At 45.0% G+C, this 20,546-nt stretch carries 29 protein-coding genes and 1 pseudogene; 4 read left to right on the top strand and 26 right to left on the bottom strand.

Going from position 1 to position 20,546, the window contains the following annotated elements; translation table 11 throughout:
• Positions 1 to 69 precede the first annotated feature (69 nt).
• Positions 70 to 786 (top strand): PAS domain-containing protein, encoded by a 717-nt coding sequence (locus Q0144_RS05875; RefSeq protein ID WP_298062526.1) that lies wholly within the window; start codon positions 70 to 72, stop codon positions 784 to 786.
• A 173-nt stretch (positions 787 to 959) separates the two neighbouring features.
• On the opposite strand, the gene Q0144_RS05870 is transcribed toward Q0144_RS05875, so the two are convergent.
• The 23 genes and pseudogenes from Q0144_RS05870 to rpsJ form a co-directional block, all read right to left on the bottom strand.
• On the bottom strand, positions 960 to 2,999 hold the full coding sequence (locus Q0144_RS05870) for a sulfatase-like hydrolase/transferase (RefSeq protein ID WP_298062525.1): 2,040 nt from the start codon (positions 2,997 to 2,999) through the stop codon (positions 960 to 962).
• Between the two features lie 507 nt (positions 3,000 to 3,506).
• Positions 3,507 to 4,265, bottom strand: coding sequence for a type I methionyl aminopeptidase (gene map / locus Q0144_RS05865; protein WP_298062523.1), 759 nt, complete (start codon positions 4,263 to 4,265; stop codon positions 3,507 to 3,509).
• Between the two features lies 1 nt (position 4,266).
• Positions 4,267 to 5,523: a preprotein translocase subunit SecY gene (secY, locus tag Q0144_RS05860; protein ID WP_298062521.1), complete on the bottom strand. Its 1,257-nt coding sequence runs from the start codon at positions 5,521 to 5,523 to the stop codon at positions 4,267 to 4,269.
• The gene (gene rplO, locus Q0144_RS05855) at positions 5,523 to 5,924 is read right to left on the bottom strand and encodes a 50S ribosomal protein L15 (RefSeq protein WP_298062519.1); all 402 of its coding nucleotides are present in this window, start codon (positions 5,922 to 5,924) and stop codon (positions 5,523 to 5,525) included. Before rplO ends, secY begins: the two co-directional genes overlap by 1 nt.
• A gap of 12 nt (positions 5,925 to 5,936) precedes the next feature.
• Positions 5,937 to 6,380 (bottom strand): 30S ribosomal protein S5, encoded by a 444-nt coding sequence (gene rpsE / locus Q0144_RS05850; RefSeq protein WP_005868986.1) that lies wholly within the window; start codon positions 6,378 to 6,380, stop codon positions 5,937 to 5,939.
• A gap of 15 nt (positions 6,381 to 6,395) precedes the next feature.
• Positions 6,396 to 6,752, bottom strand: coding sequence for a 50S ribosomal protein L18 (rplR, locus tag Q0144_RS05845; protein ID WP_005868987.1), 357 nt, complete (start codon positions 6,750 to 6,752; stop codon positions 6,396 to 6,398).
• Between the two features lie 10 nt (positions 6,753 to 6,762).
• Positions 6,763 to 7,299 carry a 50S ribosomal protein L6 gene (rplF, locus tag Q0144_RS05840; protein ID WP_177387630.1) on the bottom strand — a complete coding sequence of 179 codons (537 nt, stop codon included), beginning with the start codon at positions 7,297 to 7,299 and terminating at the stop codon, positions 6,763 to 6,765.
• Between the two features lie 77 nt (positions 7,300 to 7,376).
• Positions 7,377 to 7,772 (bottom strand): 30S ribosomal protein S8, encoded by a 396-nt coding sequence (rpsH, locus tag Q0144_RS05835; RefSeq protein ID WP_005868989.1) that lies wholly within the window; start codon positions 7,770 to 7,772, stop codon positions 7,377 to 7,379.
• 9 nt (positions 7,773 to 7,781) lie between these two features.
• On the bottom strand, positions 7,782 to 7,967 hold the full coding sequence (locus Q0144_RS05830; RefSeq protein WP_005868990.1) for a type Z 30S ribosomal protein S14: 186 nt from the start codon (positions 7,965 to 7,967) through the stop codon (positions 7,782 to 7,784).
• A gap of 1 nt (position 7,968) precedes the next feature.
• The gene (rplE, locus tag Q0144_RS05825) at positions 7,969 to 8,514 is read right to left on the bottom strand and encodes a 50S ribosomal protein L5 (protein WP_297923267.1); all 546 of its coding nucleotides are present in this window, start codon (positions 8,512 to 8,514) and stop codon (positions 7,969 to 7,971) included.
• A gap of 2 nt (positions 8,515 to 8,516) precedes the next feature.
• Positions 8,517 to 8,750, bottom strand: a complete 234-nt coding sequence (rplX, locus tag Q0144_RS05820) for a 50S ribosomal protein L24 (protein WP_005868992.1) — start codon at positions 8,748 to 8,750, stop codon at positions 8,517 to 8,519.
• On the bottom strand, positions 8,750 to 9,118 hold the full coding sequence (gene rplN, locus Q0144_RS05815; RefSeq protein ID WP_005868993.1) for a 50S ribosomal protein L14: 369 nt from the start codon (positions 9,116 to 9,118) through the stop codon (positions 8,750 to 8,752). The genes rplX and rplN overlap by 1 nt, the downstream gene beginning before the upstream one ends.
• Complete coding sequence (rpsQ, locus tag Q0144_RS05810; RefSeq protein WP_298062517.1) at positions 9,118 to 9,369, bottom strand: 30S ribosomal protein S17; 252 nt, start codon at positions 9,367 to 9,369, stop codon at positions 9,118 to 9,120. Before rpsQ ends, rplN begins: the two co-directional genes overlap by 1 nt.
• A 9-nt stretch (positions 9,370 to 9,378) precedes the next feature.
• Entirely contained in the window at positions 9,379 to 9,561 is a 183-nt protein-coding gene (gene rpmC, locus Q0144_RS05805) for a 50S ribosomal protein L29 (protein WP_005868995.1), read from the bottom strand.
• The gene (gene rplP, locus Q0144_RS05800; RefSeq protein WP_005868996.1) at positions 9,548 to 9,973 is read right to left on the bottom strand and encodes a 50S ribosomal protein L16; all 426 of its coding nucleotides are present in this window, start codon (positions 9,971 to 9,973) and stop codon (positions 9,548 to 9,550) included. The genes rpmC and rplP overlap by 14 nt, the downstream gene beginning before the upstream one ends.
• Before the next feature lie 2 nt (positions 9,974 to 9,975).
• Positions 9,976 to 10,671: a 30S ribosomal protein S3 gene (gene rpsC, locus Q0144_RS05795; RefSeq protein WP_298062515.1), complete on the bottom strand. Its 696-nt coding sequence runs from the start codon at positions 10,669 to 10,671 to the stop codon at positions 9,976 to 9,978.
• 21 nt (positions 10,672 to 10,692) lie between these two features.
• Positions 10,693 to 11,004: pseudogene (gene rplV / locus Q0144_RS05790) on the bottom strand (50S ribosomal protein L22); the annotation flags it as partial.
• Between the two features lie 9 nt (positions 11,005 to 11,013).
• Positions 11,014 to 11,295, bottom strand: coding sequence for a 30S ribosomal protein S19 (gene rpsS, locus Q0144_RS05785; protein WP_297923276.1), 282 nt, complete (start codon positions 11,293 to 11,295; stop codon positions 11,014 to 11,016).
• A gap of 2 nt (positions 11,296 to 11,297) precedes the next feature.
• Complete coding sequence (gene rplB, locus Q0144_RS05780) at positions 11,298 to 12,128, bottom strand: 50S ribosomal protein L2 (protein WP_297880593.1); 831 nt, start codon at positions 12,126 to 12,128, stop codon at positions 11,298 to 11,300.
• Position 12,129: 1 nt separating this feature from the next.
• On the bottom strand, positions 12,130 to 12,411 hold the full coding sequence (locus Q0144_RS05775) for a 50S ribosomal protein L23 (protein WP_298028398.1): 282 nt from the start codon (positions 12,409 to 12,411) through the stop codon (positions 12,130 to 12,132).
• A 1-nt stretch (position 12,412) separates the two neighbouring features.
• A complete protein-coding gene (gene rplD, locus Q0144_RS05770) occupies positions 12,413 to 13,027 on the bottom strand; it encodes a 50S ribosomal protein L4 (protein WP_297950195.1) in 615 nt (204 codons plus the stop codon).
• Positions 13,024 to 13,602: a 50S ribosomal protein L3 gene (gene rplC / locus Q0144_RS05765; RefSeq protein WP_297880899.1), complete on the bottom strand. Its 579-nt coding sequence runs from the start codon at positions 13,600 to 13,602 to the stop codon at positions 13,024 to 13,026. The genes rplD and rplC overlap by 4 nt, the downstream gene beginning before the upstream one ends.
• A gap of 11 nt (positions 13,603 to 13,613) precedes the next feature.
• Positions 13,614 to 13,925, bottom strand: coding sequence for a 30S ribosomal protein S10 (gene rpsJ / locus Q0144_RS05760; RefSeq protein ID WP_005869011.1), 312 nt, complete (start codon positions 13,923 to 13,925; stop codon positions 13,614 to 13,616).
• A gap of 279 nt (positions 13,926 to 14,204) precedes the next feature.
• On the opposite strand from rpsJ, the gene Q0144_RS05755 reads away from it, so the two are divergent.
• Complete coding sequence (locus Q0144_RS05755) at positions 14,205 to 15,536, top strand: hypothetical protein (protein WP_298062512.1); 1,332 nt, start codon at positions 14,205 to 14,207, stop codon at positions 15,534 to 15,536.
• An 83-nt stretch (positions 15,537 to 15,619) separates the two neighbouring features.
• Entirely contained in the window at positions 15,620 to 15,955 is a 336-nt protein-coding gene (locus tag Q0144_RS05750; protein ID WP_298062510.1) for a hypothetical protein, read from the top strand.
• 985 nt (positions 15,956 to 16,940) lie between these two features.
• On the opposite strand, the gene dapF is transcribed toward Q0144_RS05750, so the two are convergent.
• From dapF to coaE, 3 genes are all read right to left on the bottom strand, one after another.
• Positions 16,941 to 17,819: a diaminopimelate epimerase gene (dapF, locus tag Q0144_RS05745; protein ID WP_298062509.1), complete on the bottom strand. Its 879-nt coding sequence runs from the start codon at positions 17,817 to 17,819 to the stop codon at positions 16,941 to 16,943.
• Positions 17,820 to 17,984: 165 nt separating this feature from the next.
• Positions 17,985 to 18,905, bottom strand: a complete 921-nt coding sequence (locus Q0144_RS05740; RefSeq protein ID WP_298062507.1) for a tetratricopeptide repeat protein — start codon at positions 18,903 to 18,905, stop codon at positions 17,985 to 17,987.
• A 68-nt stretch (positions 18,906 to 18,973) separates the two neighbouring features.
• A complete protein-coding gene (coaE, locus tag Q0144_RS05735) occupies positions 18,974 to 19,627 on the bottom strand; it encodes a dephospho-CoA kinase (RefSeq protein ID WP_298062505.1) in 654 nt (217 codons plus the stop codon).
• A gap of 73 nt (positions 19,628 to 19,700) precedes the next feature.
• Here coaE and purM point away from each other — a divergent pair.
• Positions 19,701 to 20,546 (top strand): phosphoribosylformylglycinamidine cyclo-ligase (gene purM, locus Q0144_RS05730; protein WP_298062503.1); only part of this gene is annotated, 846 nt, incomplete at its 3' end.

Raw genomic sequence — 20,546 nt, 5'->3', positions numbered from 1 at the left:
AATTTGTAAAAATTTTAAAATTTAATCTAAATTCATAGATTTTTTTATATGAAATTTAAGGAGCTCGAATTGAATCAACTTTTGCAGACCTTTATACCGACCGCGCACCTTATTAAAAATACGATCGGCGATTGCGAGGTGGTCATCCACGATATGAGCACGCCGCAAAGCTCCGTCGTTTTCGTCCTCGGCGACGTAACGGGCAGGAAGATCGGTCAAAGCTTCGATCATCTGGTAAAGGACGTGTTGTTAAGCAAAAATTTTGAAAACGACTGCACCGCAAACTACTACTTCACCGCGCAAAACGGCAAGCTCATACGCTCCTCGACTTCGCTGATCCGCGGCGCAGACGGCAAAGTAGTAGGCGCGCTGTGTGTAAATATAGATACTTCAAGCGCCATGGCGGCATACAAAGTAATAAAAAATCTGCTGCCGAACGCAAAGCTCGATAGCAAGGAGTTGCAGGGCGCAAATTTTACCGACGGAGGCTGCAATAACGCAGTATTAGATGAAGCGAACTCAAATGACAGCGTAAATTTAGAAGCAAAAAACTCTAACGATTCGCAGCAAAATATCCTTGACATCGTCCAAGACCTGATCGCATCGGCTACGCACGATCTAAATGTGGAGAGGATGAAGAAAGAGGATCGAAAGCGTATCGTAAAATTCCTCGCGCAAAAAGGAATTTTTGAGGTAAAAGGCGCTGTAGAGCTCGTCGCAAAGGCGCTTAGGACGCAGAAAGTCACGATTTACTCGTATATGGATGAGGTAAAGAAGGAGAGCTAACCGCGGTGCATAAATTTGATCTCAAATTTAACAAGCGTTGCGCGCCTTATTATCAGCGTAGCCATTGTGGAGTGGCGCGAATTTAATCTGAATTTGATGAATCGATCAAAAATCAGAACATACTAATCCCTCGTTTATGCAGCATGTAACGGGATAAAAGCAAAACTCATCTATTACTCGAACTCGTAGCCCTTCGCGCTTTTTAATTTCTCGTCATAATCGGCTCCGTTAGCAATTCGCTTGCGCGAAGCATTGAAATCCGCTCGTATCGGGCTTTTGTGCTCGTCAAACTCAAGCGGCGCGACACCGATGATATCTGCTAGCAGATGCGCTAAATCATCGCTCATAAAAGGCTTATCTTTCGCCGCAGCCAGCCTCTGCCATAGCGTAGCATGATCGCTCAAAAACTCGCGAGAGCCTATGAAAATTAGCGGAATTTCGTAAGTAAAGCGGCTCTCCATGCCGTGCCCGAGGCGCCCGTTTTCGTATAAATTTTCGCCGTGATCGCTAAGATAGACGATGAGGCTGTCATCACCCGAAAAAATTTTAAAAATTTCATTTATGACAAAATCGTTGTAAAGCACGCTGTTATCATAATACGCAACGACATCTTTCTGCTTGGAAGTAAGTTTTGCCTTTACGTCCGCCGCGCCAAACTTGCCAAATCCCTCGGGATAGCGCAGGCTGTAATCCATATGGCTACCGATGAGATGGATCACGTAGAAATTTCGCTCTCTCTGCCCCACTTTCGCCTGATTTATGAGTGGAAGCAGCACTCCGTCAGGCTTGATGCGGACGGTTTCATAAAGATTGCTCTTTGAGAGGAAAGATTCCGCGTCCGCGCGATCGGCAGCGCTTTTAGCGCTTAACGCATGTGCGCCGAAAGCCTCTTGATTGCTGATCCAAAAGGTGCGGTAGCCGCTTAGCTTAAACATATCGATAATGCTAAGGTTGCGAAACCACGCCCTTTTGCGCTCGCTTTCGTAATCGCTGAAATTTAAAAGCCGCATCAGCACCTGATTAGTCGTGCCGTAAGGCGAGATTGTATCGCTAAATTTTATCAGATTGCCGCTTGCTTCGAGCTTCTCTAAAAGCGGCGTATTTTTAACGCCGTAGCCGTAGAGCGACATATGGCCGCGCTGCAAGCTCTCACCGATTATTAGGATGATATTTTTGACGCGAGACTTTTGTGGGGCGGGGCTTGTAGCAGCGTCAGTGGTTTTGGAATTTGAAATCGCGCTGGGGCTTTGCGGCGTAGAATTTAAAGTCTTGCCCCAGCTTTGCGGCTCAGCGCCCGGGGCGGGCGTAGAATTTAAATTTGCGCCGGAATTTTGCACCTGGACGCTTGATGCGGGCGCGGAATTTTCAGGCGCGGAGCCCGAGGCTGAGCTTTGCGGATCCGAATTTGTGCTGCCTTTTAAAACGCCTTCGTTCGCGCGCTTAGCCTCGTCATATCCGAGCTGCACTTCGCGCATATCGGTGATAAAATTTTTATCGCTCAGATAGTCTTTTATCGTAAAGGCAAACTCCAGCGGGACGTATTGCGATAGCTTGGTTATATAGCCCTGTTTGCCCTGGGAAGCTTTAACGGCGATATCCGCGCAAAAGATCGTGCCATAGATAAGATAAAGCGCTGCTAGCAGCAATCCTAGGCGGCTATGCGTTTGCTCCCTCTTTCTCCGCCCTGCTCTTAGCGCCGCAAAAATGCAGCCAAGCAGCACCACTAGATACAAAATCGTCGCAGGGTTAAGAAACTGCGAAACAAACTCGCGCGTCTCTGCTGCATCGGTATGCACAAGCGCGTCGATCGCCACGACGTTGAAGCTTGAGTCGAAATTTACGATCAAAAATAAAGCCACACTCGCAATTAGCGCAATTAGCGCTAGTAACACGAACGAAATGAGCTTAAAAAATCGCCCGCTAAGCAGATAGCAGAGGTGGAAGATGAGCAAATTTATGATGAATACCACCGGGAAACTCTCGGCGATGTAGGCAAAGATGGGTCCGTTAATCTGATAATGTATCTTAGCCCAGCAAGCGAGCAAGCATAGCGCCGTGCTAAGCCAAAACATCCTCCATACGGGACGCTCGCGTAGCGCAGCAAAAAAACCGCAGTCGATTTGCATAAGCAAGCGCGCTATGAGCCCGCCCGCTTTCGTCCGCGCCATAAGTCCGCCTATATTTGCTAGCGCTACATAAAATTTTTCTCTCATTTTATATTTCCTACCTTGTACGAAGAGACGCGACGACGCGCACTCTGCGTAGCGCGACATGTTTTCGCTTTAAAATCAAGGCGCAATCTTAGCCGCTTAAAGCTTTGAGCTTGCTTACTTGCGTACTTTTACGTTTCAAATTTTACGGCTAATTTTAAAGATACAGGGGGTGGGGGTAAAATTGGGTGGCGGAATTTTGAGGCTAAATTTTAATTGAAAGCGGATCTAAGAGCGAAGCTACAAAACGAGGATTTAAAAATAGAAGGCATGAACTAAAGCACAACCTTTAAAATTTTGCGGCTAGGCTACAAACCGTCGCGATATATTTTAAAATTTCTAGTGCGGTAAGCTTTGAAGGGTCTACGGATAAAATTTATGCATGAAGCGGCTGAGGTAAAATTCCAAGACGCGAGCAATGCAAAATTATCGAAATCTAATCGCAGGCAAAATTTTGCACCGATAAAGCGAAAAAATTTTAACTAGCCCAAGTCGCCTTTTGTGCGAAATCTACGCGACGCTTAGAACTTCTACTTTACCGTCGAAAACCGCCATGCAGTGCTCGTAATGGCTAGTGCGGAGCCCATCCTTGCTTCTCGTGCTCCATTTATCCTCGGCGATGACCGGCGTGCCGTCCTTTTGGCAGATCATCGGCTCGATGCAAAAGACCATGCCGTTTTTGATTTTGGGGCCTGATTTTGGATTGTTACCTTCTAGATAATTTGGGATCTCAGGCTCTTCGTGCGGGTGCTTGCCGATGCCGTGGCCGCAGAAGCCGTATAGCGGCACGAAGCCGCGTGCGCGGATAAATTTCTCGATCTCGAAGCTTAGCTCTTTGAAGTGCATCCCTACCCTGATCGTTTTGATGGCAAACTCCAGCGCATCCTTACTGCATGCGATGAGATCTTCGTCGGCTTTTGAAATTTTACCGACGGGCAGAGTGCGTGCGCTGTCGCCGAAATATCCGTTTAGCTTCGAGCCCAAATCGACGCCTAAGATATCGCCCTCCTGCAAGATCGTTTCGTCTGGGATGCCGTGGATGATGACTTCATTTAGCGAGAGGCAAGCGGCGTTTGGAAAGCCGTATAGCCCTTTAAAAGCGGGATACGCACCCTTGGATGTGATGAAATCGTCGATCTTCTTATCGACTTCGAGCAGGCTAAGACCCGGCTTTATAAATGAAGTTGCATAATCGAGAGCTTGCGCGACGATCTTGTTCGCTGCACGCAACCCCTCTAAATCTTTTTTTGTTTTAAGCAAAATCGCCATTTTAAAGCCCGACCGCGCTTAGGGTCTGATATTTGTTCATATAGATCTGCGCTTCGATGCGTCTCATCGTATCGAGTGCGACCGAGACGACGATCAGCACGCTGGTGCCGCCGAAATGAAATGTTATACCCATAAATTTAACGAGTAACCACGGGATAACGGTTACTAGCCCGAGATAGATCGAACCCCAAAACGTAAGGCGACTAGCCACGCCATTTAAAAAGCTTACCGTTCCCTCGCCCGGACGAATGCCCGGTATAAACCCACCTTGCTTCTTTAAATTCTCACTTATATCTTTTGAATTAAACGCAATCGACGCATAAAAATATGCAAAAAATACAACTAGAGCGAATGTTAAAACATTAAAGAGATAGCCATTTGGATCAATTAAATCACTAATCTTTAAAATATATGAATTAGTACTAGCTTTTAAAAGAGTGCTTGGAAACATCAAAATTGCACTTGCAAAAATCGGTGGAATAACGCCGCTTAAATTTATTTTGACCGGTACATAGTTCATAATGCGCTTATTTTGATTCGCCATCAGTACTTTACGCGAGAATGACACAGGAATCCTACGTTCACCCAATTCTATATAGATGATTATCCCTATAGTCGCCAAAACAATGACTATAATTAAGCCTAGAGTTAAATAACTCATACCGCCCGTATTAGCTAAGCTTATTGTACCCGTTATAGCTCTTGGAATTCCGCTTACGATGCCTGCAAAGATAATAAGGCTAGTGCCGTTACCGATGCCGCGCTGCGTAATCTGTTCGCCGATCCACATCAAAAGCATAGTTCCCACTAACATCGAAATGCATGAAATAAATACAAATTCATTAGTATTTTCTAATATCGTAGCTTTTTGTCCCTGTAGGTGATTTAGCCCTATACTGACGCCTATTGCCTGAATTATAGTAATACCTATGGTGGCATAGCGGATGATTTGCATATATTTCTGCATACCGTCGCGCTCTTTTTTAAGCTTGCCTAAATTTGGAAAGGTTGCGGCAAGTAGTTCCATAATGATCGAAGCCGTAATATAAGGCATGATGCCTAGCGAGATAACGCTGAATCGCTCCGCTGCATTACCATTAAACATATTAAACATTCCAAGAGCATTATCCTTGTTGTCAACAAAGATTTTTTTAATTATCTCAACGTCTACTCCCGGAACCGGCACATAAGCTAGCAGCCTATAGGCGAAAAGAAAGCCCAAAGTAATGAGAATTTTGTTGCGTAGCGATTTATTCATTATTTTTGTCCGCTATACTTTACGTTCTCGTCTTTGATCTTGCTAGCGAGCGCTTTTGCGCCTACGCCGATCAGCTTGATCTTTTTAACGGAATTTGAAATTTTATGAACGGATTTGATGCTTTCGACCGTGATCTCGCTAAGATCTTTGATAGCTTCGATTTTATCGATATTTATCACGTAAGGTTTTTCAAATTTAGAAGTAAAACCTACCTTCGGAAGCCTTCGCTGAATCGGCTGCTGACCGCCCTCGAAGCCTCTTTTTTCGTGAGAGCCGGTGCGTGCGGTCTGACCTTTGCCGCCGCGACCAGCAGTTTTACCCAGGCCGCTTCCTTGACCACGACCCAAGCGCTTAGTAGCGTGAGTCGAGCCTGGGGCTTTTTTAAGATTTTCTAATCCCATCTTTTATCCTTGTTAGTGTTTTAACATACTAAGAGCTTTCATCGTAGCTCTTACGACATTTGAGGAGTTGTTCGAACCTAGCGATTTTGTGAGGATATCTTTAACACCCGCAAGCTCTAAAACCGGGCGCACGGAGCCGCCTGCGATAACGCCGGTACCTTCGCTCGCCGGCTTAAGTAAAATTTTGCTCGCATTGTATTTAACTTCGATATCGTGAGTGATGGTAGAGCCGTTTAAATTTACCTTGATAATATTTTTAAACGCATCGTCTACCGCCTTTTTAATCGCGTCTGGAACCTCTTTGGATTTACCGAAGCCAAAGCCTACTAGGCCGTTTCTATTGCCTACTACGATAAGAGCCGTAAACCTAAACCTTCTACCGCCTTTAACGACCTTCGTAACCCTACCGATATTGACGATTACCTCTTCGAATTCTTCTCTATTATACTTTTCCACAATCATTCCTTTGGGTTATAGTTTGATGCCGTTTTGGCGTAACGACTCGGCAAAGCTTGCGATTACGCCGTGATACAAATAGCCATTACGATCGAAAATCGCTTCAGAAATGCCTTTATCTTTTAGCTTGGAGGCTAAATCTTTAGCTAAGCTAGCCGCGCCCTCTTTGTTTGCCTTTAAATTTAAAACCTTACCGCTGCTGGCGCACAAAGTCGCGCTCGCTGCGTCGTCGATAGCCTGAGCGTAAACTGTCCTATTAGATTTGAAAATAGAAATTCTAGGGCAAGATGCGACGCCTGAAATTTTAGCGCGAATTCTTCTTTTTCTCTTGATTCGTAAAGAGATCTTTCTTTTTAATACGTTCTGTGTCATTTCTCAACCCTTATTTCTTAGCTGTTTTTCCGGCTTTGCGGATGATATGCTCTTCAAGATATTTGATGCCTTTACCCTTATACGGCTCAGGCGGTCTGAATCCTCTGATCTCGGCTGCTACTTGACCTACTTGCTGCTTGTCGTCGCCTTTGATGGTTACGACGTTTTTATCTACGGAAATTTCGATTCCTTTTGGAGATTCAAAATTTATCGGATGCGAAAAGCCCAAATTTAGCTCAAGTACCTTGCCCTTCATCGCGGCTCTATAGCCGACGCCGTTGATTTCAAGCTGTTTTGAAAAGCCCTCGGTAAGACCAAGGACGATATTGTTGGCTAAAGCGCGGTATGTTCCCCAATACGCCCTGCTCTGCCTATCCTCACCCTTAGGTGAGAATTCTATCTTTCCGTCTTCGATTTTTACATCGACATGACCTTTTAAATCAAGCTCTTTTTCGTTATTTGATTTTTTAAATTTTAACGACGAGCCGTCAATCTTGACCTCAACTCCGCTCGGGATAGAGATCGGTTTTTTACCAATTCTTGACATAATTTTCCTTTTTATTTGTCTAGGGTATGTCTACTTTTACGAATGGATACCACAATGCCATAAAAAGTAGAAACTTCTTACCAGATCGTGCAAAGTACTTCGCCGCCGACGCCCGCTTTGTGCGCGTCGATACCACTCATAACACCTTTGCTTGTGCTAACGACGACGGTTCCGTAGCCGTTTTTGAAGCGCTTAATCTCGTCTTTGCCTTGATATACGCGGCGACCCGGAGTCGAAATTCTTTTAACTTCGTTTATCACGCTCCTGCCCTTTTCGTCGTATTTAAGCACTACGTTGATGATCTTTTTATTGTTTTCCTCTACTACGTTGTAGCTCTCGATATAGCCCTTCTCGGCTAAAATTTTAAGCATAGCCTCAACGACGTTTGAGTGAAAAAGCTTAGTCGTATCTAGCCTTCGCATCGCAGCATTTCTGATGCGAGTTAGTCCATCTGAAATAAGATCGTTAATCATCTCTTCTCCTTACCAGCTTGCTTTTTTTAGACCCGGGATCAAGCCCTCGTTTGCCATCTTGCGAAGGCAAACGCGACAAATTCCAAAATCCTTATAAACGGAGTGCGGACGACCGCAAATTTGACATCTGGTATATGCGCGAGTGCTAAATTTAGCGGGGCGTTTCGCCTTGGCTACCATTGATTTTTTTGCCATATCATTTTCCTTTTGCAAAAGGCATGCCGAATAACTCTAGCAATTTAAATGCCTCTTTATCGTTATTTGTAGTCGTTACGACGGTTATATTCATACCGTGAGTTCTTAAAATTTGATCGTATTCGACCTCAGGGAACATCAGCTGCTCTTGCAAGCCGAAGTTGTAATTGCCGCGCCCGTCAAAGCCCGCTCTAGGTAGCCCTCGGAAATCCTTAACCCTAGGAAGCGCGATAGAGATTAGTTTGTCTAGGAAGGCAAACATCTGCTCTTTTCGTAACGTAACCATTATGCCCACCGGAAAACCTTCGCGAACTTTAAAGCCTGCGACCGATTTTTTTGCATTGACGATAAGCGCTTTTTGGCCTGCGATCAGCGAGATAGTGTCGGCCATATTTTGAAGCACCTTTTGATCTTTGCTTGATTCCCCAGTTCCTACGCTGATAACGATCTTTTCAAGCGCCGGGATAAGCATAGGATTTTTTATATCAAATTCTTTCTGCAAAGCAGCTCTGATGGAATTAGCGTATTTATCTTTTAGTCTGCTCATAATCAACCCTCTACCAACGCAACGTTTGAAATATCCATCGGCATCTCTTTGCTCGTAAAGCCGCCTTGTGGATTTTGCTCGGTTGGTTTGATAGCCTTTTTAGCCATTTTACAACCCTCGACGATAACTTGAGCTTTTTTAGGAAACACAGCCTTAACGGTGCCTGTTTTGCCCTTATCGTCACCTGCGATGATCTTTACTTGATCGCCCTTTTTAATCTTAAATTTTACTGCCATTATAAAACCTCCGGAGCCAGCGAAACGATCTTCATAAAACCGCCGTATCTGACCTCTCTACCGATAGGACCGAAAATACGAGTGCCGATCGGCTCTTTTTTTGAATCCAAAATAACGGCTGCGTTCTCATCGAATCTAATTAGTGAGCCGTTGCCTCTGTGCAACTCTTTAGTCGTACGAACGACTACGGCTTTTACTACTTGACCGCGCTTAATCTTGCCGTTAGGGAGCGCTTTTTTTACAGAGCAAACGATGATATCGCCGATTGTAGCGTATCTTCTTTTGCTGCCGCCCAAAACTTTAATACACATAAGTTCTTTTGCGCCGCTATTATCAGCCACCGCAAGTCTGGTAAAACTCTGTATCATTATTCAACTCCTGTTTTCAAAACCACTTTTAAGCGAAACGATTTTCTAGCGCTTAGCGGTCTGCACTCGATCGCAGATATGGTGTCGCCGATCTTTACTACGTTGTTTTCATCGTGGATTAGATATTTTTTAAATCTTTTTACGATCTTTCTATATCTAGGGTGCATAACCCTTCGCTCTACCAAAACAGTAGCTGTTTTATCGCCCGCCTTCTTTACGACTACGCCTTGAATTTCTCTTTTAAATGCCATAACCTATCCTTATTTAGCTTTAATAGCGGTGTTGATTCTAGCGATATCTTTTTTGATAGCGCGAATCTCGTTAGGATTGCTTAGCTGCATAGTTTTTAGCTTTTGTCTAGCCGTAAATAAAAGCAACTTACTTTGTTTCAACATAGAATTTAGCTCAGCTAAATCTTTATCTTTCAAATCAGTATATTTCATTTTCGCTTTCCCTACTTACGATTTTCGTTTTAAAAGGTAGTTTATGAATCGAAAGCATAAGCGCCTCTTTAGCAACCTCTTCGCTAACGCCGGTCATCTCGAAAATGATCCTGCCCGGTTTTATATTCATTACCCACTCTTCTACGCCGCTCTTACCTTTACCCATACGAGTTTGTAGAGGCTTTTTGGTAAGCGGTTTGTCTGGGAATACCTTAATCCAAATTTTAGCTTGACGATTCACGAAGCGCGTCATCGCAACACGAGCCGCTTCGATCTGGCGAGAATTTACCCTACCCGCCTCTACCGCTTTGATACCGAAATCGCCGAACGTCAAGGAATTTCCTCTCGTCGCGTAGCCGCGATTGCGACCTTTCATCATCTTGCGGTATTTTGTTCTTTTTGGCATCAACATAACTATTTACCTCTTCTTGGTCTGCGTGTTTTTTTAGGCGCATCATCGGTTTTTTCAGCCTGGATGCCTTTTTGTAAAATTTCACCCTTAAAGATCCAAACCTTAATGCCGATATTACCGTAGGTCGTATGCGCTTCGGCAAAGCCGTAATCGATCCTAGCCCTTAGAGTATGAAGCGGAACGCGTCCCTCCAAATACCATTCGGTTCTAGCCATCTCCGCACCGCCCAAGCGACCTGCGACGCAAATTTTAATTCCCTTTGCGCCTGCTTTTTGAGCGCCTTGGATGACTTTTTTCATAGCGCGGCGGAATGCAACGCGACGCTCTAGCTGCATAGCTACGTTTTCCGCAGCCAAAAGTGCGTTCGAGCCTACTTTGCGCTCCTCTTTGATATTAATGGCTATGTCTTTATTGACTAGCTTAACGACTTCGCTTCTTAAACTTTCGACCTCGCCGCCTTTTTTGCCGATGATGATACCCGGCCTTGCGGCTACGATCGTTACGCGAATTTTCTTAGCCGTTCTTTCGATAAGAATTTGGCTAATTCCCGCATAATAAAGCTTAGCTTTTAAAAATTTGCGGATCTTGTAATCCTCGCCGATACTCTCGGAGAGCGTCGCTTTGGAAGGAAACCATCTAGACTCCCAATTTCGATTAATTCCTAATCTTAAACCGATCGGATTTACTTTCTGTCCCATTTACGCTTCCTTCTTACTTGGTTTTGCTACTTCGACGATAATGTGCGAAGTAGGCTTGCGGATACGGCTAGCCGTACCTCTGGCGCGCGGACGAAATCTCTTAAGCACCGGACCTGCATCCACTCGGCAGCTGGTAACTACGACCTCTTCAGGCTCAAAGCCGCCGTTTGCGACCGCGCTTGAAATCGCCGTCGCGATATATTTCGCGCCGCGACTAGGCGTAAATTCCAAAGTAGCAAGGGCAAATTCCGCATTCATGCCTTGAATTTGTTTTGCGATAAGTCTTGCTTTTGTCGGCGAAAGGCGAACAAATTTAATAGTTGATTTACTCATATTCTATCCTTACTTGCCGATCTTTTTCTGCACGGAGCCTTTGTGGCCCTTGAAAGTGCGCGTAGGAGCGAACTCGCCTAATTTATAACCGATATGATGCTCGGTGACGTAAACCGGGATAAAATTCTTTCCGTTATGAACGTTAAACGTAAGTCCGATCATCTCAGGCACGATCGTGCTTCGTCTCGACCAAGTCTTGATCGGTTTGTTATCGCTGGCTTTCTTTGCCGCAACGACTTTTTTCATTACGTGATCATCTACGAAAGGACCTTTTTTTAGCGATCTAGCCATTTTTATTTTCCTTTCCTTCTTGAAATTATAAGCTTATCGCTCGCTTTTTTATGGCGAGTTTTATAGCCCTTCGTCGGTTTACCCCACGGAGTTACCGGATGGCGGCCAGAGTTTTTCTTACCCTCGCCACCGCCGTGTGGGTGATCGACTGGATTCATCGCAGAACCTCTGGTTTGAGGACGGATACCTCTGTGGCGATTACGTCCGGCTTTACCGATGACGACGTTTGCCCACTCTTCGTTACCTACTACGCCGATACTGGCCATGCACTCTGCAAGCACTCTTCTCATCTCACCGCTAGGCAAACGTAGAATGACGTATTTTTCCTCTTTACCCATAAGCTGAGCATAGCCTCCTGCGCTACGTGCCATTTGAGCACCTTTGCCAGGTTTTAACTCGATATTGTGCAGGATAGTTCCCACAGGGATATTTTTCATCTTCATCGCGTTGCCCGGTTTAATATCTAATCCACCCTCGGCAGCAGCCACTACGTCGCCCACATTAAGATCGTTAGGCTTAATGATATAGCGCTTCTCGCCGTCTGCGTATGAGATCAGCGCGATACGGCAGTTGCGATTCGGATCGTATTCGATCGCCTCGACCTTGCCAGCAACGCCGAATTTATTTCGCTTAAAATCAATAATTCTATAAAGTTTAGCAGCTCCAGCTTGTTTATGGCGGCTGGTAATGCGACCGTTGTTGTTTCTTCCGGCTGCGGCAGGAATTTTAACAAGCAAGCCTCTAACGCTAGCTTTTGCAGTGATATCCTCACTACTAAGCCCGGTCATAAATCTTCTACTTGGAGTATACGGTTTATAAGTTTTAATTGCCATTTTACGCCTCCACGCTTTCTAGGCTTACGCCTTCAGGTAGTTTGACGTAGAATTTTTTCACATCGTTTCTAGCGCCAGTTCTGCCTTTAAATCTTTTTACTTTGCCATCCTGTCTTAAAGAATTTATCTTTAGCGGAGTAATCCCGAAATAGTTTTTTAAAACGCTCTTTAGTCCGTTTTTCGTAACCGACGGGCTAGTTTGGATAACGACCACGCCATTTTCTTGAAGACCGAGAGACTTTTCCGTATAAAGGATCGTTTTGATATCTGTTATATCTGCCATTTTAGTCCTCTTTCACTATTGATTCAAATGCCGCTTTTTCGAATACGACTGAGCCGTAAACTGCGATTAGGTAAGCATTGACCTCGCTTACATCGATGACATAGCAATTCTTAAGATTTCTATAGGCCAAAAGAGTTTGCGCGTCCAGCTCGTTTTTAACGATTAGCGCATCTCTAACGCCTAATTTCTTAATAAAATTTGCCGCGTCTTTAGTTTTGCCGCTTTTTAGCTCCAAATCATCGAAGATAAAAATTTTACTCTCGTTTGCTTTCTCATTGATAGCAAATTCCAGCGCAAGGCGTTTTTGCTTTTTATTGACCTTCTGCTCGTAATTTCGCTCGTTAGTCGGACCGAATGCGACCGCGCCACCTACCCAGACGTTAGTTCTGGTTGAGCCCGCACGTGCGCCGCCGCGACCCTTTTGTCGCCATGGTTTTTTGCCACCGCCGCTAACCTCGGCGCGAGTTTTAGCGTTAGCCGTATTTGCACGAAGCGAAGCAAGGTAAGATTTGACGTACAAATATAGATTGTGCGAATTGACCTCCGAAAATTTCGCAGGAATTTCAATTTCGCTTGCTTTTTCTAGTTTTTCGTTAAGCACGCTTACTTTACTCATTTTACTATCCTTATTCTGCCCATTGCGCCGTTAAATCCAGGAACCGAGCCTTTAAGCACTAAAATTTTGTTCTCGGCGTCGAAGCTCACGACTTCGTTTTTGGCAGTGATCGTTTCGTTTCCAGTGTGTCCCGCCATCCTCATACCAGGCTGAACGCGACCGGGCCACTCGCAGTTGCCGATCGAGCCTGGTCTTCGGTGAAAGCGGCTACCGTGCGCTGCAGGACCGCCCGCAAAGCCATGGCGCTTAATAACGCCCTGATAACCTTTACCCTTGGATTTAAAGCTTACTTTGACGATCTTGGCTTCGCTCAAAACATCTAAATTTTGATCGCCAAGCTCGGCATTTTCTAAACTTAAAGTCGCAAATTTATTAAATTCCTTGCTTAGGCTATATTTCTTTTGAATTCCAGCGATAGCTTTATTATACGCTTTGCCCTCTGCGTAGGCTACGATAGCTTTTTTCTCATCGCAAACTTCGCAAATTTTGGTATTGATAAGTCGTAAAAGCGTCACGGGCGTGCTGCTCGTGTCGATCGTCCTACTCATACCTATTTTTTCTACAATATATTCCATTGTTTTACCCCTTATTTGCCCATCGCGTGAACTTCGACGTTGACTTCCGGAGCCAAATCAAGCTTAGTTAGCGAATCAACCGTATCTGGCGTAGCCGCTACGATGTCTAGCATACGAGCGTGAATTTTCATCTCAAACTGCTCTCTGGAGTCTTTATTTACGTGCGGAGATCTTAAAACGGTGTAGCGTTTAATCTTCGTAGGCATCGGCACGGGACCTCTGACGTCCGCACCTGTTCTTTTTACGGCTTCAACGATAGCCGAAACTGTGCGATCTAAAACTCGATGGTCATAAGCCTTGAGTTTTAACCTAATTTTTTGCATCACTTTTCCTTAATAAAGAACTTGTCGCAACGCGCGACCCTTTGTTTCAAACAAAAGACATACATTATATAAAAGCGCTCCGGCTTTGTCAAGAAAATAGCCAAATTTTATTGAAATATTTCCTTTTAATAAGGAAAAATATATAGAATTTCGAAAATTTCCAGGTTGTCGAAAATTTCCAATATAAAAATTTTGGATAAATTTAAAATGGATATAAAAATTTCATAGGATTTTTCAGATTTATTTCCTTTTAATAAGGAAAATTTTAAAATACTTGATATGAATGATCTAAAATTTTTTTACGAAAACCCGCCGGAATTTATGGGCTTTATTCCGCGCAAAAGAGGTATCGGCTCTGCCAAAACCATAATCTACGGAGTGCTAAATTCCGGCAAAAGCGCCGTGCTGAAAAATGAAATTTCGGAACTTAAAAAAGATGAAATTTTGTACCTAAATTTAGCCGATCTACGCCTTGAAGAGGCGGTAGCGAATGATGGAATTTTTGTGGCTAGAAATAGCGCAGGCGATACAAAGGCTAGCGAAATAAACGAGCATGAAATAAGCAGAGAAGCTACGTTAGACGCGGAAATTTCGGATACGGGCGAATTTTACCGCGCCGCCGTAAAAAATACAGATACAAAAAACGCAAGCGCAGGCAGCTCAAACAATGCAAAAAATGCGGGGTCCGACGGCGCAAAAAACAGGAGTGAAAATTTTTTCCGCGAGATCAAAGAATTTTTAGCCGCCAACGAGCAAATTTCATCTCTTTTTTTAGATAATTTCAGTAGTGCCGATTTTGAAATTTCATCGCTTCAAAGCTTCGCCGAGGGGCTAAATTTAAAGCGTTTTATAATTTCTACTCGCGATAAAGAGTTAGTTTTGCCAGGCTTTGAGCGGATTGAGCTTTTGCCGCTTTCGTTTGAAGAATTTATCGCCTTCGATAAGCGTCACAACGAAATAAACTCGATGATTTCGGCGTTTTTAGCCCAAGGCGGCGGCGCAAAAAACCCCTTCATAACCCCCGCTGAAATTTTAGAATTCGAGCAGAGGCTGATTGCGGCAAACTTTAGCCGCACGGAGATTTTAATCCTCAAAGAGTGCCTAAGCTTCGTCCACGCCGCATTTAGTGCAAATAAAATTTACACCGCACTAAAGCCGCGCATCAAGATTTCCAAAGACGCCGTATACGGCACTATCGCCAAACTTGAGCGGGAAAATTTCATCAGATTTTTAAGCAAAGCTGGCGAGCCCGCGCGCGCAAAAAAACTATATTTTTCGCATTTTAATATGCGCGAAATTTTAACGAGCAAAAAGGACTTCTCCAAAAAATTTGCCAACGTCCTTTTCTGCGAGCTTTTGGGGCTAAATACGCCGATTTTTTACACAAAAGAGCTGGATTTTTACCTGCCTGCTCTAAAGATGGGGGTTCTCGTCATTCCTTTCAGCGACACAGATATCATCTTTTTAAAATTCCGCAAAATCTTAAGCGCGCTCAAGAGACTCGGCATCACGAGCTTAAAAGTCGTTTCCATGGCAAACTCCGGTAGGCTCGAGATTGAGGGTATCCGCTGCGATGTAGTGCGGTTTCACGAATTCGCGCTTAGCTTCTGATTTATTGACATCTCATATCATAAAAATACAAATTTTATGATATAATTTTGGTAAACCCATATCAATTACATAAGGGAAAACCGATGATCAAATTAAAAGACAAACTCATTTATGAAACGCTAAAACTGGTCGAATCGCAAGGCGAAGATGGGCTTTTGTGTCGCAATAAGCAAAGCGATGCGGAGTTTATGAGTCCCGTAAACGAATTCGCAGCTGCGAGTGGGCGCAACTACACCTCGGTCAAATCGACTCTTGATATAATTCATAAAAACTGGGGCTATCTGCAGCGCGAAAGCATTAAGGATACGGGGCTTGATGCGGGCAAGGCGTCGAAGATTTTCATCTACCGCCTATGCGAGTCAGGGCGAAGCTTTATCGAAAAATACGAAAAGGCGCTCGTCCAAAACGCCGACAAATAGCCCAAAATTAAAAATTTTAAGCGCCGATTAGATAGAATTCTTTAATTTCACGTAGCGCGACAGAATTTCATTTTTATGCGACTCGCCTTAAAAAAAGGAGATGAAAATGCTGGATTTTATAGTAAAAATGTTCGCATGGAAAGCTGAGTGGGAGGTAAAAAAGGAATATGACAAAGAATTTGGTGATCTATCCTCCATGCGCTCAATCTTGCGCTTTATAATACTTCTTATCATACTTAGCATTTTGATTAAATTTCAATTAAGCGCATGAAAGATACATTTTTAGATATTGCGCTCATTTTATTTGGCATCGTCATGCTTGTCGCGATACGACAAAAATCTTTATTAAAATTTACAATCTTCGTCGTGATTTTAGCGCTCGCCAGAGAGTTAATCATCAGGCTTTATGCCTAGTTTCGACGAAACCGACGCGGATGGAATTTAAAATTTAAACGACAAAATGACGGCGCGGCGAAATTCGACGGGCGCAAATTTTAAATTTCACCGTAACCACACTATGCTTTTATCGTCGTTAGTAAATTCTACCGTGCTTCAAGAATTGCCGCATCGATAAATCCAGCCTTTATCGTCAATGATAGATTTACCCGCGCCGAGGATTTGCGCTTGATGTCGCGCTTTCTGCTATTAGTGGCGGATTTCGCTCGTGCAAATACGACGGAATTTCACTTGTGCGAACACGGCGGATTTTTTGCGGTGGCAGCAAAAATTATAAACCAAATGAGCGGGTTAGAGCGTAAATTTTATAATGCTATAACGCTTAAATTCCGCAGAAGCCTAAATTAATGCGATACAAATGTGAAATTCAAGCAAAAATTTTAAATTTAGTAGCAAAATTCCACACGCTGAAATTTTAAAATTTTATTTCATAAAATTCCGAAATTTAGGAATTAAATTTTGCAGTGAAACGACAAATTTTACCTCAAAATTAAAATTCTCGCGCAAACCGGCTCGAAATTCCGTCTGCCTACTCCACGTATCCGATAAATTCGCCATCGAAAGTATGCCTAACGTCGCCGCGAAAGTAAATTTTGCCTCCATCCCCTAAGCGCAAATTTAGCGTTTCACCGCTTGCAGGTATCACGCGGATGTCGGGAGCTAGCCCCATATTTTCGACGCCTGCGATGAAGCATGCTGCCATCCCCGTACCGCATGCGAGAGTTTCGGCTTCTACGCCACGCTCAAAGGTGCGCACCTTTAAAATTTTGCTTGCGAGGCGGCTTTGAACTAACGCATAATTAACGTTAGCGTTATACTTTTCACGCAGATCGCGGGCTAGTGCGGCGTCGAACTCATTTAAATCACTAACAAAAGTTACTAAGTGCGGCACTCCTGTGTTATAAAAATACCACGTTAGCCCTGCCTCCTCAAAGCTCTCGCCCAGGCGTTTGGGGCGTGTTAGCATTACCTCGACGTTAGCTACTAACGCGTGAGCGTTAGGGCGAAGATTGAAAATCTCGCCGAAGCTTACATTGCGTAGCTCGCCTCGCATGCTTTCACTCAAATTTCCGCCGAAAATACCGAAAATTTCGCCGCTAATTACGCCTGCGCCACTTAGGAATTTCATACTCTGCGCGGCCAAGAAATTCTCATACGCATACATGCATACCGCTCGCGAGCCGTTGCCGCACATATCGGCGGTGCTGCCGTCGCTATTATAAAATTCCCACTCGAAATTTATCCCCTCGATACCGTTAAATTTCGGTAGCACGACGATGAGCCCGTCAGCGCCTACTCCATCACGCCTATCACATAGCTCACGCGCTAGCTTGGATCTATCCGCCTTAACCGAATCCGTAAAAATCACGAAATCATTGCCGCTCGCATTATATTTTGAAATTTTCATCATTTACCTCGCAAATTTTTAAAATTACTAACGCTTTATTAAAATTTTACTTCTATCTAAATTTAAGCGCATCGCTTATTTTAGACCCTTTTGAGACATATTTTACTAACTCGCCCCCATTAGTTAGCTGGTTTATCGTAAGCCTTTCACGCTTGATGTTAGAGCCTACCTCATAGCCTTTAAATGCTCGCAAGCATCAAATCTTCCGAGCTTGCAGGCCTTTTTATAAAGCTCGCGAGCCCTCTTTTTATCTTTCGCTACGCCCCAGCCCTTTTCGTATTGATACGCCAAATTTGAGCAGGCTAGCGGCTCGTCGCTTTTCTCGCACGCCTCGCTAAAATACCTCGCAGCAAGCGCGTGATCCTTTTGTCCGCCGTCGCCTTTAAAATACGTAACGCCTAAATTTACGCACGAATCCACGTGTCCTTGCTCGCAAGCCCTCGTAAAAAATGTCCTAGCCCTGTCCGCGTCTTTTTTCACGCCTTCGCCAAGAACGTAGCTGAGCCCTAGGTTATGGCACGCCTCTACCTGCCCCATCTTGCAAGCCTTGATCAAAAGCTCGATCGCCTTTTTCGTGTCTGGATAGGCGCCGAGCCCCTTTTTATAGTTGTATGCAAGGCTCGCGCACCCCTCGCTGCTGTTTTTCTTGCAAGCATCGCCGAAAAGCTCATTCGCCCTCTTACGATCCTGCGCCACCCCCTGCCCGTCGTTGTAGAGCAGCCCCAAATAGACGCAGCCCTTCTGCTCGCCGAGCTTGCACGCCCTGTCGTAATAGCGCGCGGCCTGCCTGAAGCTTCTATTTGAGTCGTATGCGTAGCCCAAATTCGCGCAGTCTAGCGCGTTTTCCTCGCCGCCTGCGTCGCAGTTGCGCTGCAGCTCATTTATCACGCGGCTTAGTTTTTTACAATCCATCTCGCTTCCCGCGGCGCAGCCCTTCCTTAGATCGTCGATCTCCGCCGCAGCGCCCGTCGCAAACAGCGCGGAGAGCAAAGCCGCTCGCGCCGCAAATTTCAACCGCTCTTTAAACGGCATACTTTTAAAATTTTGAAATTTAGCGCCACTTTGGGCGCGACTGCTGATCCCCATTGTTTTATCCTTTATTTTAAAATTCATCTTAATTCGCATAGAAATTTTACGAGCTCTCGCGCAAAGGGCTAAATTTTATCTTTTAACTCTTTTAAAAATCTCTCCACCGCGGCCTTAAGCGCGAAAAGATCGCCACTATTGTCTATCACAAAATCCGCCATAACGCGCTTTTGCTCTATGTCCATTTGCAGCTCCACGCGGTGCTTTGCGGCGGCATGATCGAGCCCATTTCGCTTCATCACGCGCGAAATCAGCGTATCTTTAGGCGCATAAACGACCACTACTTTGTCGAAAAACTCATATCTCTTGCCCTCAAAAAACAGCGGAATATCGACAAAATAAAGCTTTCCTTTCGCCTCCAAAGCCTGCGCCCGCGATAAAATTTCAGCCGTTATCTTCGGATGCAGTAGCGCTTCGAGCTTTGCAAGCTCCGCAGGGTTTTTAAACACCAGCTCGCCTAGTTTTTTGCGATCCACAAAAGCGCAAGAATTGGTCAAATTTTCCTCACCTCTGCTGGCATCAAATTTAACCTGTACGTCTTTTTGCACGACGTATTGCGCGCCGAAAATTTCAGCCACCTGCGCAGCGCAGCGATCTAAAACGCGATGCGAAATTTGATCGGCATCGATGATCTCAAATCCGCGATCACGAAGTAGCTCGCAAACCGCGCTCTTGCCGCTTCCGATACTGCCCGTAATGACGACCGCGTGTTTAAATTTCAAAGTGAGCCTTTATAGCGTTTTTATTCGATTTTAGCTAAAATCTGCGAAATTATACCATCTTGGAGGATAAAATTTGATAAGCTACAAAGACGCTGGCGTCGATATAGACGCGGGAAATGACTTCGTAGAGGCGATAAAACCATTCGTCAAAGTGACGCAAACTCCGCACGTTTTAGGCGGCATCGGCTCGTTTAGCGGCGCGGTGAGGCTGCCTGCAGGCTACAAAAAACCTGCGATCCTAGGCGCCACCGACGGCGTGGGCACAAAGCTACGACTCGCGATAGACGCGCGCAAATTTGAGGACGTCGGCCAAGACCTTGTCGCGATGTGCGTAAACGACCTCATCTGCAACTTCGCCGAGCCGCTGTTTTTTCTCGACTATTACGCGACGGCAAAGCTCGAGATCAGCGATGCAAAAGAAGTCGTAAAAAGCATCGCCGAGGGCTGCAAACTCGCCCGCTGCGCGCTAATCGGCGGCGAGACGGCGGAGATGCCCTCTATGTATGAAAAGGGCGACTTCGACCTAGCGGGCTTTGCCGTGGGTATCGCCGAGGAGGACGAGATCGACCGCAGCAAGTTTGTACGTGAGGGTGACGTACTCATCGCGCTTCCTAGCAGTGGCCTGCACTCAAACGGCTTCTCGCTCGCACGCAAAGTGATCGCCGAGCTAGGGCTAAAATTTGACGACAAGGTAGGCGGTCGCGCACTCATAGACGTGCTTTTGGAGCCAACCAGGATCTACGTAGGAGACTTTTTAAATTTAAAAGACAAGATCCATGCGCTCGCGCACATCACGGGCGGAGGCATCGTGGAAAATCTACCGCGCGTATTCCCCGAGGGGCTAGGTGCGAAGATCGAGTATGACGCGATCCGCACGCCTGAAATCTTTAAAATCATCGCGCAAAAGGTGGAGCCTGCC

This window comes from uncultured Campylobacter sp. (assembly GCF_938045345.1).
Lineage (GTDB): Bacteria > Campylobacterota > Campylobacteria > Campylobacterales > Campylobacteraceae > Campylobacter_B.
Note: the sequence above shows the minus strand (reverse complement) of the source record. Positions and strands in the feature narration are given on the sequence as shown.

Bases quoted from the DNA above. Each gene is read 5' to 3' on its own strand.
- Q0144_RS05870 (WP_298062525.1), bottom strand. From the start codon at position 2,999: ATGAGAGAAAAATTTTATGTAGCGCTAGCAAATATAGGCGGACTTATG.
- map (WP_298062523.1), bottom strand. From the start codon at position 4,265: ATGGCGATTTTGCTTAAAACAAAAAAAGATTTAGAGGGGTTGCGTGCA.
- secY (WP_298062521.1), bottom strand. From the start codon at position 5,523: ATGAATAAATCGCTACGCAACAAAATTCTCATTACTTTGGGCTTTCTT.
- rplO (WP_298062519.1), bottom strand. From the start codon at position 5,924: ATGGGATTAGAAAATCTTAAAAAAGCCCCAGGCTCGACTCACGCTACT.
- rplR (WP_005868987.1), bottom strand. From the start codon at position 6,752: ATGACACAGAACGTATTAAAAAGAAAGATCTCTTTACGAATCAAGAGA.
- rplF (WP_177387630.1), bottom strand. From the start codon at position 7,299: ATGTCAAGAATTGGTAAAAAACCGATCTCTATCCCGAGCGGAGTTGAG.
- rpsH (WP_005868989.1), bottom strand. From the start codon at position 7,772: ATGATTAACGATCTTATTTCAGATGGACTAACTCGCATCAGAAATGCT.
- Q0144_RS05830 (WP_005868990.1), bottom strand. From the start codon at position 7,967: ATGGCAAAAAAATCAATGGTAGCCAAGGCGAAACGCCCCGCTAAATTT.
- rplE (WP_297923267.1), bottom strand. From the start codon at position 8,514: ATGAGCAGACTAAAAGATAAATACGCTAATTCCATCAGAGCTGCTTTG.
- rplX (WP_005868992.1), bottom strand. From the start codon at position 8,750: ATGGCAGTAAAATTTAAGATTAAAAAGGGCGATCAAGTAAAGATCATC.
- rplN (WP_005868993.1), bottom strand. From the start codon at position 9,118: ATGATACAGAGTTTTACCAGACTTGCGGTGGCTGATAATAGCGGCGCA.
- rpsQ (WP_298062517.1), bottom strand. From the start codon at position 9,369: ATGGCATTTAAAAGAGAAATTCAAGGCGTAGTCGTAAAGAAGGCGGGC.
- rpmC (WP_005868995.1), bottom strand. From the start codon at position 9,561: ATGAAATATACTGATTTGAAAGATAAAGATTTAGCTGAGCTAAATTCT.
- rplP (WP_005868996.1), bottom strand. From the start codon at position 9,973: ATGTTGATGCCAAAAAGAACAAAATACCGCAAGATGATGAAAGGTCGC.
- rpsC (WP_298062515.1), bottom strand. From the start codon at position 10,671: ATGGGACAGAAAGTAAATCCGATCGGTTTAAGATTAGGAATTAATCGA.
- rpsS (WP_297923276.1), bottom strand. From the start codon at position 11,295: ATGGCTAGATCGCTAAAAAAAGGTCCTTTCGTAGATGATCACGTAATG.
- rplB (WP_297880593.1), bottom strand. From the start codon at position 12,128: ATGGCAATTAAAACTTATAAACCGTATACTCCAAGTAGAAGATTTATG.
- Q0144_RS05775 (WP_298028398.1), bottom strand. From the start codon at position 12,411: ATGGCAGATATAACAGATATCAAAACGATCCTTTATACGGAAAAGTCT.
- rplD (WP_297950195.1), bottom strand. From the start codon at position 13,027: ATGAGTAAAGTAAGCGTGCTTAACGAAAAACTAGAAAAAGCAAGCGAA.
- rplC (WP_297880899.1), bottom strand. From the start codon at position 13,602: ATGGAATATATTGTAGAAAAAATAGGTATGAGTAGGACGATCGACACG.
- rpsJ (WP_005869011.1), bottom strand. From the start codon at position 13,925: ATGCAAAAAATTAGGTTAAAACTCAAGGCTTATGACCATCGAGTTTTA.
- Q0144_RS05755 (WP_298062512.1), top strand. From the start codon at position 14,205: ATGAATGATCTAAAATTTTTTTACGAAAACCCGCCGGAATTTATGGGC.
- Q0144_RS05750 (WP_298062510.1), top strand. From the start codon at position 15,620: ATGATCAAATTAAAAGACAAACTCATTTATGAAACGCTAAAACTGGTC.
- dapF (WP_298062509.1), bottom strand. From the start codon at position 17,819: ATGAAAATTTCAAAATATAATGCGAGCGGCAATGATTTCGTGATTTTT.
- Q0144_RS05740 (WP_298062507.1), bottom strand. From the start codon at position 18,905: ATGGGGATCAGCAGTCGCGCCCAAAGTGGCGCTAAATTTCAAAATTTT.